Annotated in this window: 13 protein-coding genes and 1 other RNA gene; 4 read left to right on the top strand and 10 right to left on the bottom strand. The window is 61.9% G+C overall.

Annotated features, from left to right (window positions below; all coding sequences use genetic code 11):
- Positions 1-14 precede the first annotated feature (14 nt).
- From BUA26_RS05365 to BUA26_RS05320, 10 genes are all read right to left on the bottom strand, one after another.
- Positions 15-323: a VirB3 family type IV secretion system protein gene (locus tag BUA26_RS05365; protein ID WP_072758507.1), complete on the bottom strand. Its 309-nt coding sequence runs from the start codon at positions 321-323 to the stop codon at positions 15-17.
- Entirely contained in the window at positions 316-714 is a 399-nt protein-coding gene (locus tag BUA26_RS05360) for a TrbC/VirB2 family protein (protein ID WP_072758505.1), read from the bottom strand. The genes BUA26_RS05365 and BUA26_RS05360 overlap by 8 nt, the downstream gene beginning before the upstream one ends.
- 207 nt (positions 715-921) lie before the next feature.
- Positions 922-1,923 (bottom strand): lytic transglycosylase domain-containing protein, encoded by a 1,002-nt coding sequence (locus BUA26_RS05355; protein WP_072758503.1) that lies wholly within the window; start codon positions 1,921-1,923, stop codon positions 922-924.
- A complete protein-coding gene (virB11, locus tag BUA26_RS05350) occupies positions 1,924-2,955 on the bottom strand; it encodes a P-type DNA transfer ATPase VirB11 (protein ID WP_072758501.1) in 1,032 nt (343 codons plus the stop codon).
- Between the two features lie 51 nt (positions 2,956-3,006).
- The gene (locus BUA26_RS05345) at positions 3,007-4,179 is read right to left on the bottom strand and encodes a TrbI/VirB10 family protein (RefSeq protein WP_072758499.1); all 1,173 of its coding nucleotides are present in this window, start codon (positions 4,177-4,179) and stop codon (positions 3,007-3,009) included.
- On the bottom strand, positions 4,176-4,943 hold the full coding sequence (locus BUA26_RS05340; protein ID WP_072758497.1) for a TrbG/VirB9 family P-type conjugative transfer protein: 768 nt from the start codon (positions 4,941-4,943) through the stop codon (positions 4,176-4,178). The genes BUA26_RS05345 and BUA26_RS05340 overlap by 4 nt, the downstream gene beginning before the upstream one ends.
- Positions 4,940-5,812, bottom strand: a complete 873-nt coding sequence (locus BUA26_RS05335) for a VirB8 family type IV secretion system protein (RefSeq protein WP_072758495.1) — start codon at positions 5,810-5,812, stop codon at positions 4,940-4,942. Before BUA26_RS05335 ends, BUA26_RS05340 begins: the two co-directional genes overlap by 4 nt.
- Before the next feature lie 43 nt (positions 5,813-5,855).
- Positions 5,856-6,296 carry a toxin co-regulated pilus biosynthesis Q family protein gene (locus tag BUA26_RS05330; protein WP_255368237.1) on the bottom strand — a complete coding sequence of 147 codons (441 nt, stop codon included), beginning with the start codon at positions 6,294-6,296 and terminating at the stop codon, positions 5,856-5,858.
- 489 nt (positions 6,297-6,785) lie between these two features.
- Positions 6,786-7,142 (bottom strand): YraN family protein, encoded by a 357-nt coding sequence (locus tag BUA26_RS05325; protein ID WP_072758491.1) that lies wholly within the window; start codon positions 7,140-7,142, stop codon positions 6,786-6,788.
- Complete coding sequence (locus BUA26_RS05320; protein WP_072760086.1) at positions 7,142-9,070, bottom strand: penicillin-binding protein activator; 1,929 nt, start codon at positions 9,068-9,070, stop codon at positions 7,142-7,144. Before BUA26_RS05320 ends, BUA26_RS05325 begins: the two co-directional genes overlap by 1 nt.
- An 81-nt stretch (positions 9,071-9,151) precedes the next feature.
- On the opposite strand from BUA26_RS05320, the gene rsmI reads away from it, so the two are divergent.
- From rsmI to rsmH, 4 genes are all read left to right on the top strand, one after another.
- On the top strand, positions 9,152-9,982 hold the full coding sequence (gene rsmI / locus BUA26_RS05315; RefSeq protein WP_072760084.1) for a 16S rRNA (cytidine(1402)-2'-O)-methyltransferase: 831 nt from the start codon (positions 9,152-9,154) through the stop codon (positions 9,980-9,982).
- An 82-nt stretch (positions 9,983-10,064) separates the two neighbouring features.
- An RNA gene (gene rnpB / locus BUA26_RS05310) (RNase P RNA component class A) lies at positions 10,065-10,431 on the top strand.
- Between the two features lie 323 nt (positions 10,432-10,754).
- Positions 10,755-11,201 (top strand): division/cell wall cluster transcriptional repressor MraZ, encoded by a 447-nt coding sequence (mraZ, locus tag BUA26_RS05305; RefSeq protein ID WP_072758489.1) that lies wholly within the window; start codon positions 10,755-10,757, stop codon positions 11,199-11,201.
- Between the two features lie 42 nt (positions 11,202-11,243).
- On the top strand, positions 11,244-12,185 hold the full coding sequence (rsmH, locus tag BUA26_RS05300) for a 16S rRNA (cytosine(1402)-N(4))-methyltransferase RsmH (protein ID WP_072758487.1): 942 nt from the start codon (positions 11,244-11,246) through the stop codon (positions 12,183-12,185).
- The last annotated feature ends 3 nt before the right edge of the window (positions 12,186-12,188 follow it).

Raw genomic sequence — 12,188 nt, 5'->3', positions numbered from 1 at the left:
GGCATCTGGGGAAACTACGATTTGTCCTTGCCCTGACCGCGATGACTGTTGGGGGTAAACACCCACATGCCGTCGTTATCGCCCAGGTTTCTGACCCGCGTGCGGAACTGCAAGCGCAGGCCCAGTAGACGGAAAATCATCTCATCGCGGCGTGCCATCTGCCGCATGATGAAGATCACTACCGGCAACAGCAGCAGGTAGAAAAAGTTGGTGTACACCGCCAGCAGAAAGCACCCACCCGCACCCATGAAAAAAGGTATGTACGGCACGCCCATGAACATCGGCGGGCGGGTGCAGCCGCGAAACAGCGGGTTTTTATACATAGTTGACGAGTGCGTGCGTGATCAGGTTCGTGGTCGCTTTGCAGGCGTCAGTTCCGGCGCTGGTGCCCAGAAACATCTTGGCGATCTGTCCGGCTGCACCGATCAGGATGGCACCGATCATGATTGGCGCGACGTCGCCAATGCGCTTGTGCGCGAAGGCGATCTGATAGCCGGAGAAAATCACCGCAATGGTGACGACGACGATGGACAACGCGTTGAGGATTTTCTGGATGTTCGACGCGAAACCGCAGGTCGTATCGATCGTCGCGCTTGCGTCCTGCGCGAAAGCAAGGCCGGGAAGTACGATAAAGGCCATGATGCACATGATCATGAAAAGCCGCGTGCGCTGAGAGTGCAGAATGCTTTCGTTGCCGAGCGAGTGGATAGCCATCTGAGTTTCCTTGTCGATAGTTGAAGCAGTACGCCAGACAGGTGGCGACAGCCGGTTCAGGTTCGGCCGCTTTGGGCGGCGGTGCGTGCTGCGCTATGTCCCGGGTTGCCCCGCGACGCTTGGATGGCCGTGAGGCCAGGACGACGCGTATGGAGGTGTGCGTCGGGTAAAAGAAAAATCACCGGATTGGGCAGAGACCCAGTTCCATCAGAAGACAAAAGCGGCATCGCGCTGCTCCTGGCGGAGGTCGGCGCGATCTGCGCCTGCGTTGGAGGACGTTGCCTGGGTTATGGCGGGGCCTGATTCAGTGGATGCGGAGGCATCGGGTAAATCGTTGGGGCCACGAACCTTGGGAACGAATACGGCATCGTTCGACGAGCTGCCACTGGATGCCGCGGATGCTTGGGTCATTGCTGCCAAGGTCTGTGCAAGTGAGGCGTCTACCGGACCCGGCGTTGCTGGCAGGGTTTGATTGGTATTCGCGTCGATGGGACTGATCGCCGGCGAACCCGGGGGTACTGCCGCATTCGCGGGCGTAGCGTGGGCGATCGCAGTGACGATCGCGGGCACCGTGGCCGCCGCGGTTGCGTCTATTGCCATGCTGCGCAGGGCAACGCGATAGTTGGCGCTACCGGAGGCGTATATGATGACGGGTTTGAGATCGGTTGCGCGTGTGGGTGCCTCCGATTCTGTTGGCGCCGCTGGTCGCGAGCGCAGCGCAATGGCCTCTGTTGCAGGCACCGAGGTAGACATCACTTTTCCTGGCTCGTTGGCCTCGTGGCTGATCGAGGCATAAACCTTCTGCACATAGCCGTCGCGGAAACCAGTGGCGAAGTTGCCCGAGTAGTAACAGCTGAAGGCCTTGCCCCAGTCGCCGTGCGCACTGGCGTAGCAGTCGGCCAGAATATGCGCGCCAGCGGACAGGTTGGCGCAGGTGCTGAACGCCTTCTGATACGAATCGAGTCCGTAACGGCCGAGATTGGCGCGGTTGACCTGGGCCAGACCCACTGAAAAGTTGTAACCCCTGGTATCGAGCATCTGCACAGTTGCAAGCGCCTCGGCGAGGTTCTTGGGCTGGCGCTGCAGCTGACCGCCGACGACACCGATGGCGTAGGGATTGGCGTTGGATTCGACGTGCACGACGTGTTGCATTACCTCGGGTGAGACGGCGAGGTTGGGACAAGCCAGCATTTCCATTCCGGGCAACATTCAATGCTCCTCATGGCTGCGTTGGGGATTGAAGTCGATGCCGGTGATGCAGCGACGTCCGCCGTGTGCCTTGATGTGCACCACGATGTCGATGGTCATCATCAGCAGGCGTTTGATTGTGTTGAACTCCAGCCCGGCGCCCTCAGTGGATGCCTTGACCATCAGCGCGAGCTGGTCCCAGGTTTGCTCGGTGCTGCCGGAGTGGCAACTGGTAATGGAACCGGGGTGACCTGAGGCGCAGTTGCGAATGAAGTAGAAGGACTCATCGCCGCGTAGCTCCGCAAGGATGATGCGGTCGGGTTTCATCCGGAGGCAGGCTTCCATGCAGCTTTTGGCGGTGACGTTGCTGGTGCTCTGCCCGCCCTTGGAGTACAGCAAGTGCACCACATTTGGTTGGTCGATAAAGAGCTCGCGCGCGTCTTCGATGGTGACCAGACGCTCATCGGCAGGGATGTGGTTGACCAGGGACTTCATGAAGGTGGTCTTGCCGCTACCGGTGGCACCGGAGACCACGATGTTTTTCTTGCCGAGCACGGCCTGGCGGAAGAACTCGGCGTAGCGCCGTGCCGCGCGCAGTTCCAGAAGCTTGCTATCCAGGTCGCTGAGACCGTGGCTGATTTCCACGATCTCATCAAAAAAGCCGTCGCTTTCGTACTGTTCCAGCGTCTTGAGCTGCTTGGACGGCAGCCGGATAGTGATAGAGACGAAGCCTGCCTCACAGGCCGGTGGAATCACGAACTGCGCGCGCTGGCCGGTGGGAAAGGTCAGCGAGACCACCGGATCCACGTCGGTAATGCGTTGACCGGTGTTGCTCTCGTTGATCACGGCGGTGCAGAACTGTCGCGCGCGCTCGAAGGTGAGCGAAGGCACATCCACCCGCTGCCAACTACCGCGGCTCTCCAGATACAGCTCGCCGGGGCGGTTGATGCAGATCTCGGTGACCTCGGGAGAGGCCATGTATTCGCGCACACCCAGCACCTCGTACTGGTAGTCGAGAAAGTCATTCGAGATGTGGGTGGTGACGTCTTCCATGGCTATACCAGTTAGGTGCTTATTGATTAGGTGCTTATTGACTATTCCGGATCAGGAGCGCGCAACCACGCCGCTGAAGTCCACATCCTTGGTCACGTAGACGTAGATGACGGTCCCCTGGTTGATGGTGACTGTCGGCGGGCGGTTGGCGGCTTCACGAACGGCCTGATTGGCCAGGTTCTGGATGGTTTGAGCGGTGTTGCTTTCGAACGGTGTCTGGGTCACGACACCGTTGCTTATGCTGGTGGTGCGAGGCCCGTGCTCGGCCGCCTCATATTTGAAGGCATCGCTGAGCAGACTGATCAGCAAGGCGGAACCGATGCGCTTGCCCCAGTGAGCATCGTAGTAACCCGGCACGCCTGCGCCGCCGAGGTTGTCAATGCCAGGGCTGGACATATTCACGTCGATACCGGTGGGCGTGATGATGCGATCCCAGAGCACCGCTTCTCGATCGCCGGTGGGGCCGCCGCTATAGCTACCCAGCAGCTTGGAACCCTTCGGAAGCAGCAAGGTATGGCCGTTGAAGGAGTAGACCGGTTCGGTGACCAAGCAGGTACTGAAACCGGGGATGTCTGAAATGATGCGCGTTTCCAGCACGCAGCGGATGTAGGTTCCACGCTGCAACAGCGTATCCGGATGGGTCAGCGGCTGTGCACTGGTGGGAACGGAATCGACATCGCCGGGCAGCTTCTTTCCAAGCGATTGCTGGGCTGCAGTCAGCGAACCGGAATCGCTGGTGCCAGTGTCGTCACCGCTGGCAGCGAGCCGGCGCTGCAGCAGGGTGGGGCCACTCGATGCCGGATTCTGCTTGTTCGGCACTGGCGTTGGTGGTGGTATCAGTGGAATGGGTTGGGCCGCTGGCTGCGGGGCCGGCGCGAGAGGCAACTGTGGCAGGACAAGAGATGCAGGCGCCTCGGCCACCGTCACCTTTTCCTCGCGCGGTTTGGACTGATCGCTCTTTTTGCCCGCGCCGCTGATTAGCCAAAAGGCCAGGAATAGCAGCAGCAACACCACGGCACCCAACAAGAACAGCGCGCGGCGGTTCATCTGTCGTAGTTCATTGCTACGCAGCTCAGGTGCGCTGGCGTCGAGATCGGGCTCCGCACCACGCTGGTACCGGTTTGCGTACGGGTTATCGTGAATTGCCTCGCTCTGGTCGCGCGGGGCGGCCTGCGCCGGCTCGTTGCCTGCGCGCTCATCTTCGGGGTGCCGGGGAGTATTCACTTTTTGGTATTCCTGCGCAGGCCCACGACGTCGTCGCCGTGGCGGATGACCAGATAGCTGTAAGTGCCGTGGACGATGATGGTGTTGCCTTCGACGGTGGTATTCACCAGCGAGTCTTCGCCGTGCTCCTGTTCGCGCATGTAGACGGCCGGAAAATCGCCGGTTGGGAAGGCCTTCAGGTCGCTCATCTTGATATACGTGAAGCGACCATCGTCGTAGACGTTGGCGGGGACCAGCCATGGAGCTGCTTTGCTCTTGGTGGCGTAGTCGTAGTCAAAGTTGTAGCTGCGGTCAGGTAGCAGGTTGCTGTCCTGCGCGGCAGCCTGAAGTTGCTTTTTCTTTTCGTTGGCGAAGCTGGTATCGGCCGGGTAGGTGAAGGCGATCTTGTACTGCACGCCGTCGCGGCGGGCCTGCGCCAGGGTCTTCCAGTCCGTCGCCACCACCTTGAGTTCGAAAATGTAGGAATGTGTCGCGGTGCGCACCATCATGTTGGTGTCAACATCCACGTTCTTGGGCTTCAGGTAGAAAACGTTTTCACGACGAGTAAGGTCCCATCCGCCGCTGAAACCAGTGCTGTAATCGAGCACTTTCTCGTTGGGGCTGAGCTCGATCTGGGTGGTGATACCCAGGCCAGTGTTTACCGGATAAATACTGTCGGGCTTGAACTGGTAGCGCGTTAGCACCTGCGCCGCTGCTGTGGAAGGTGCAATGGCAGCGGCAACACACAGGGCGGCGCCAAGGCACCAGAGGCTTGATCGTTTCATCGGCGAGCCGCTCCCGTGGCGGAATCGGTAGACGTTGTCGGAACCGGGATCGCTGCGGCGGTGGTCGCCGAACTCGCAGGAGCGGCGAATGTCGGTACTGCCGCCTGCGGGGCGATGGGTGACCCCGAAATTTCCGCCGGTGGTGCGGTAGCGTAGTCGTCGTCTACCCGATAACTGGTTACCCAGAATCCCAGTGGATTCTCGATCCGATTCTGGTCGTCCATTTCCAGATTCTGCTTGTAGGTGAACTCGATCGTGGCGATCTTGCTGTCGAGGGTCCGGGTGGCGCCATTCGATTTGTTGAAAAGGCTGCGCTGGAAACGCACGGTGGCGCCGCGGGGCGTCACACCTTCGCCGCCGCCAATCAGCTGAATGCTGAGTAGTTTGACGCGGATGGACTGATCTTTGCCGTACTGTTTGGCCCAGCTATCTGGGTTATTTGAGGAGAACATCGCGGTGTATTCCGCTTTGACCCCGGAGGAAGCCATGGTCTGCACGGTTTTCCAATCGCGCAGGTTTACCAGGGCCAAATCGTAGGACTCTCTGGCCAGCACGAAGTGAGCGACATTGCTGCGGTTCACTGCTTCTCGGGTAGTTATCCCGCGCATGGCGAAATCGCCGTCCAGACGTGCGACCGTGGCGGTGCCGGTATAGGCATCTGCCATGACGAGGTACGGAACCTTTTGCTTGAGGGGAAGCATGTAGAAGTAGCCGCCGGCGAGAATAAGCGCTACCGCGATCGCGCTGAAGGCAACCCACCACGCACGGCGTTCGCTGCGCCTGGCCAGGTCTGCAATGGTCAATTCGAAATTGACCGACCTGGCGATCGAGTCGTCAATTTTCTGGGCAGATGATTTCTTGTTGAGCATCAGCGGGAACCCGGATCGGTCATTACAACGTGGAGCATCGTCTTCATCGTTTCGGCGCCGCTGTTGCAGTGGGCTTCAACGCGCCGGTTGTGCGTGGATTCGTCGTCGCGGCAGGAGCGGTTGGGCTGGCGGGCTGAACCACAATCTGCTGGCCATCCACGGTGACGGCCACGCCTTCCGCGGCGTAGATGGAACTCAGTTGCTCGGCAGCTTCCCGGACATTCGGTGTGTGGATTCCCGATACCGGCGTATACAGCGTGAAATCAGAATGGAGCTGATAGGAAAGTGTCATGCCCGAGTCCTTCGACCACCGTGTCAGCATGGTTTTCAGGGTTCCATCCATGGGCGCGGCAAAGAACGTATAGGGCTGTGCGAGCGGTATTTCGGTGGGCGCACTCTGAAATCGGTTGACCGATTTCCAGGTGCCGCCAAAATCTTTTGCTGCAGGTGTTGCGCATCCTGCGAGCGCGATCACCGCGAGCATCGAAAATCCCTTGAGGGCCTTGTTCAAGAAAAGCTTTTTCACGTCGTACCCAGTAGGTGAAATGGAAATAGCTGAATCGCGCACAAAGCTTGCCTACGGGCGCTCTGATTGATAGAGCACACCAAAAAGCATCCACCGCGATCGGTGGAGACGGCTTAATGCAAATTAGAGAGGCGACGCCTCATGGTTTGGCTTGAGAATAAGGAGAAATAAAGTCAGCGGAATGTCCGCATGTTTCCCTGATCTCGGCGCCCTTTGCAGCGGGGACACAGTTTCCCGCACGGTACAGAACTTCGATTCCATTCACTCTCCCTGTCTAAGACTGGCCGCGATGGCCGTCTCTGATACCTGCAATATCGATTGATATACCGAAACAGTCACTGGAGTAACTCCACTCCAGGATATGCAATGTTTCGGCTTGCCCCTGAACGCATTCTGACGCGTTGCTGACTGGACGTATGATTGAACAACACGTCGCGTCGATTTTGCCTACTGTGTCTCAAATGCGCTACGGAGCCATATCATACGGGCGTTGGTGGCTGGACCGTCGTACGCGACTACGTCGAATCGGCAGTTGAAATGCGCCCATTTGGTGTAGGCGATCCCCCACAGCGCGGCGGCCTTGATCAGCTTGGCCTGTTTGCTCGCTGTGATCGAAGTGGCGGCATCACCGTAGACGGCGTTACGTCGATGCCGCACTTCGACGAAGACGACGGTGTCGCGCTCCAGCATCACCAGGTCGAGTTCGCCATAGCGTGTGCTGTAGTTGCGCGTGAGAAGTTTCAGGCCGGCGCGCTCGAGTTCGGCGCAGGCGCGTTGCTCGAAGACGTCGCCGGCGGCGCGCATCAGTGGCTGACGGGCTGGCTGGTGTCGGCGGGTTTGTTGAAGCTGGTGGCGGGTGCCGAGGAGTTGTCCGCAGGCGAGGTGCTGGTCGGCACGTCGTCGGTCTGCAGGTTGCCGCTCAGCGGGTGCGCCAGGCCATCCTGGAATTGTGCCCAGATCAGCACGCGGCGCATGCGGCCGAACTGGTCGGCGGTGAGCTGCCCGCTGGCGCCCGGAACGTAGCTGCCCGGATGGGCGCGCAGCCAGTCGAGGTAGGGCACCAGGTTCCATGCATCCATGCCGAACGCGAACAGCCGCGCACCAGCACCACGGGCCGACGGCAGCTGGGCGGCGATGTCGTCATGATTGGGCAGGCCCGGCTGGGCATTGAACAGCCACGGTGAATCGCAGAATTCCACGCCATCCAGGTCGCGATTGGCCGAAGCGTCGTCGCTACCTTCGTAGACGTGCGAGGTGGCGACCACAGGAAGGCTGACCCGCGCGATGCGCAGCTGCGGCAACAGCAGTCGCGCCTGCGCCGGGCGCATGCTGATGAAGATGCCGGTGTCGCCGGCAGCGCTGGCCGGCGTCGCGGTGTTGTCGGCAGTAGTGGCGGCGGGTGCAGGCGCGGATGCGGATGCGGGAAAGTGCAGCCCCGCGATGGTGTCGGCGTAACTGGTGGTGGTGCCAGCCGGCAGGGTGGCCGCGCCAAGCAGCTGACCGCCGCGGGCCGCAAGCTCGGCCTTGAAGGCACCCGCGGCGCGGTGGGCGAAGTCATCGTTGGAAGTCACCAGGTAGACCTGACGCAGGCCGCGCTCGACCATGTGGTCGGCGGCTTGGGCACCTTCGGTTTCCGGCAGCAGGCCGAATTCGCTGGCGTCGCTGGCGGGCAGTTGCTTGTCGTCGGGATGGTTCAACGCCAGCACCGGTACCGGCAGTTGTGCCTGGCCGAACACGGCGGCGACTTCGCCGCGAGTCAGCGGGCCGACGATCAGCCTGGCACCGTCGCTGACCGCCTGCTGATAGGCCTTGATCGCACCGTCGCCGGTGCCCTTGCTGTCGTACACGCGCACGGATGGGCGTGGCGCATGATTGCGCCCCGCATCGAGATAGGCGGCGAAGAAACCCTCGCGTATCGACGTGCTGGCGGCTGCGTAATTGCCGTCGTTGGGCAACAGCAGGGCCACCTGGGCCGGCACTTTGTAGCCTTCGCGCACATTGGCATTCGCGCCCGGCAGCAGGGTGCCAACAGGTTGCTGCAATTCCGGTTGCGGTTGCGCCACGACGACACCGAGCTGAGTCAATGCTTCGTTGACCCAGGGCAGCATGCGATCACCCGGCTTCATCGCGGCAGCGCGTTGCTTGAGCGGGTCGACGCCGAGTTTGCCGAGCAGGTCGAGGATTTGCCGACGGTTCTGGGTGTGATCGAAACCGCTCAACTGGTCGTCCATCTGCACGCGGGTGCGTGCGGCCCCCCAGTTGTCGTCGCTCGCGGCCATCGCACGCGAGCGCAGTTCCAGCAGGCGCAGCTGCAGCGCTGCCGGCACCGTGACGTTCGGCTGGGTGGTGAGCCGCAGCGCGGTGGCCGCGTCATGCTGGTCGAGCGCCAGTTCGGCCTGCAGCAGGTCGAGGCGCAACGGCTCATCGTCGCTAAGGCGTTGCCGCTTGATGCCGGCAAGAAACGGGGCTGCACGTTCGATCTGGCCTTCCTGTCGCCAGGCTTCGGCAGCTTGCAGACGGTAGCTGTCGGCATGGCCGGGCGATTGGTCCGCCAGCGCCTGGTAGGCTTGCGCAGCTTGAGTGAATTGACCTTGTTGCGCCAGTGCATCGGCGCTCTGTGCGGCGGCGATTTCGGCCGGCGAGCGCGGCGCGTTCATCGGCACGCAGGCAGCCAGAACCACGGAAAAAAACAGTCCGGTCGCGGCGGCGCGCGAGAGGCGCATGAGGCGCATGGGATATCCCTTGTTCGTCATGGTCGTCAATGCGCGATCATAGCCGATCGGATCGCCGGCTCACGGCGCAGGAGTATGACGATGTCATCAGTTCAGCCAGGTTGTCTGTGGGTGGTTGCCACCCCGATCGGTCATCGCGACGACTTGTCTGCCCGCGCTATCGTGACGTTGCGTGAGGTCGCGGTGATCGCCGCCGAAGACACCCGGCACAGTCGGCCGTTGCTGGTGCATCACAATATCGACACGCCATTGATCGCCCTGCACGACCACAACGAGCGCGATGCGGTGGACGCGATCGTACGGAGAATGGAGGCAGGCGATTCGGTAGCGCTGATCTCGGACGCCGGCACGCCGCTGATCAGTGATCCGGGCTTCCGGCTGGTGCGCGCTGCGCGCGCGGCCGGCATTCGCTGCATTCCGGTACCGGGTGCCTGCGCGGCGATCGCTGCGCTGTCGGTGGCCGGACTGCCCAGCGACCGGTTCGTGTTCGAAGGTTTCCTGCCACCCAAGGCGGCGGCACGACGCAGCCGTCTGCAGGAGCTTGGCGGCGATGCACGCACGCTCATCTTCTACGAGTCGTCGCATCGGGTCGCCGAGAGTCTGGCCGACATGCGCGACATCTTCGGCGCCACCCGGGAAGCGGTGCTGGCGCGCGAGCTGACCAAGATGTTCGAAACGGTGCTGGGCGAGCCGCTGGCGGAGCTGGCGGCGCGAGTCGCGGCCGATCCCGATCAGCAGCGCGGTGAATGCGTGATCCTGGTGGCCGGGCGTGGCGAGGAAGCTGATGCGAAGCTGGTCGAGGGTCGGCGCATCTTCGCGATCCTGCGCGAGGAACTGCCGCCGGCGAAGGCGGCGAAGATGGCGGCGGCGATCACCGGCGCGCCGCGCAAGGAGCTTTACAGGAGTGAGTGAAGAGAAGTGAGAAATGAGAGAAAGCATGGATGGGCGAGCTTTTCTCTCGTTTCTCACTCCTCTTCACTCTAGACTAGGAGGCGGAGTCGGCCGGGCAGTCGCGTCGCACGCAAGTGCATCGAGGAAAGTCCGGGCTCCATAGGGCAGAGTGCCAGGTAACTCCTGGGCAGCGTGAGCTGACGGCCAGTGCAACAGAGAGCAGACCGCCGAACGGCATCTTCGGATGTGCGTGGTAAGGGTGAAAGGGTGCGGTAAGAGCGCACCGCGTACGGGGCTAACGCCGTACGGCACGGTAAACCCCACTCGGAGCAAGACCAAATAGGGGAACGATAACGCGGCCCGCGTTGTTCCCGGGTAGGTTGCTGGAGCCAGACGGCGACGTCTGGCCGAGAGGAATGACTGTCGCGTCGCAAGACGTACAGAACCCGGCTTACAGGCCGACTCCACCTCTTCCATGAATTCACTCCCGGCGCGGCAAGCGTCCCCGTCGGGAGTGATATGTGAGAGTGCGGGCGGATGAACGCCGGTTCATCGCGACGTGGCCGGCCATCCCGAATCGATCCCTGTCAGACGCCGCGCTGGCACTGATTCGGAATTAAAAAATCCCTTGCTTTCAAACACCTTGCAATGGTTCGTGAGAAAACGCTGGAATTACCGCCACAACTTCGCCTTTCTCCTTGATTCACAAGCGAAATTCCCTTGACAGTCTCATGAACCGAGACTATCGTGGGTTCCAGTGTGAAATCGTGGGTTTTAGTGGAGTTCAACGACTGTGTTCCAGGGCGAAACCGCCATCACCGTAGACGACAAGGGTCGCCTGGCCATTCCAACCGCGTATCGCGAATTGGTGGCGGGCGAGTGCGCGAATCGTCTGGTGATCACCTACAACCCGTTCGAACCGGGCTGCCTCTGGCTGTTCCCGCATGCCGAGTGGGAGCAGGTGCGCGATCAGGTGAATGCGCTGCCCAAGGTCAAGGCCGCCCATCGCGACATGCAGATGAAGCTGGTCGGCGCCGCCGCCGTGGTCGAGCCCGATGGCGCGGCGCGGGTGTTGCTGCCGGCCAGTCAGCGGGCCGCTGCAGGTATCGAGAAGAAGGCGGTGCTGCTGGGCATGGGCAACAAGTTCGAGCTTTGGAGCGAACAGGCTCATCTGGCCAAGATCCGCCAGAGCATCGGCGAAGACGAGATCACTGACGAAATGGCCGTACTGCGCCTGTAAGCGGGCGCAGCGACAGACGTGGGACGGGAGCGGGAGTGCGGCATGGCCGAGCAAGTTTTGCGGCACATCCCGGTGATGCTGGGTGAAGCAGTGGAGGGACTCGCCGTGCAGGGTGGCGGGCGCTATCTCGATGGAACGTTTGGTCGCGGCGGTCACGCTCGCGCCGTACTGTCGCGCCTCGGTCCCAATGGCCGGCTGCTGCTGATGGACCGCGATCCCACGGCGATCGCCACGGCTCAGGCCGAATTTGCCGGCGATCCGCGCGTGTCGATCCGGCATGCCAATTTTTCCAGCCTGGCCGAATGGGACGAAACCGCCGCCGGCCTGGACGGCGTGCTGCTGGATCTGGGCGTGTCCTCGCCGCAGCTGGACGAGGCCGCCCGCGGTTTCAGTTTCATGGCCGATGCGCCGCTGGACATGCGCATGGACACCACCCAGGGCGAAAGCGCCGCCGATTTCCTGGCGCATGCCAGCGAGCGCGAGATCACCGAAGTGTTGTGGAACTTCGGCGAGGAGCGTCACGGCCGGCGCATCGCCCGCGCTATCGTCGCGGATCGCACAGCCACCCCGTTCACCCGCACCGGTCAGCTGGCTGCGCTGATCGAGCGCGTGGTCGGTCGTCGCGAACCGGGCAAGCATCCGGCTACGCGCAGCTTCCAGGCGTTGCGCATCCGCGTGAACGGTGAGCTGGACGCGTTGCAGCAAGGTCTGAATGCAGCGCTGGAGCGGCTCAAGCCGGGTGGCCGGCTGGCGGTCATCAGTTTCCATTCGCTGGAAGATCGCGCGGTGAAGCTGTTCATCCGCGACCACTCCGGCCGTGTGCAGAACAGCCGCCGCGGACCGCCGGTGCAGGCTGCGCCGACGCGTCTGGTTGCCGTCGGCAAGGCGCAGTTTCCGTCCGCTGCCGAGCAGGCCGCGAACCCGCGTTCGCGCTCGGCCGTGCTGCGCGTGGCGGAAAAATTACCGGAAGGAGGCCGCGCGTGAAGA

It is taken from the genome of Rhodanobacter sp. OK091 (assembly GCF_900142825.1).
GTDB lineage: Bacteria > Pseudomonadota > Gammaproteobacteria > Xanthomonadales > Rhodanobacteraceae > Rhodanobacter.
Note: the sequence above shows the minus strand (reverse complement) of the source record. Positions and strands in the feature narration are given on the sequence as shown.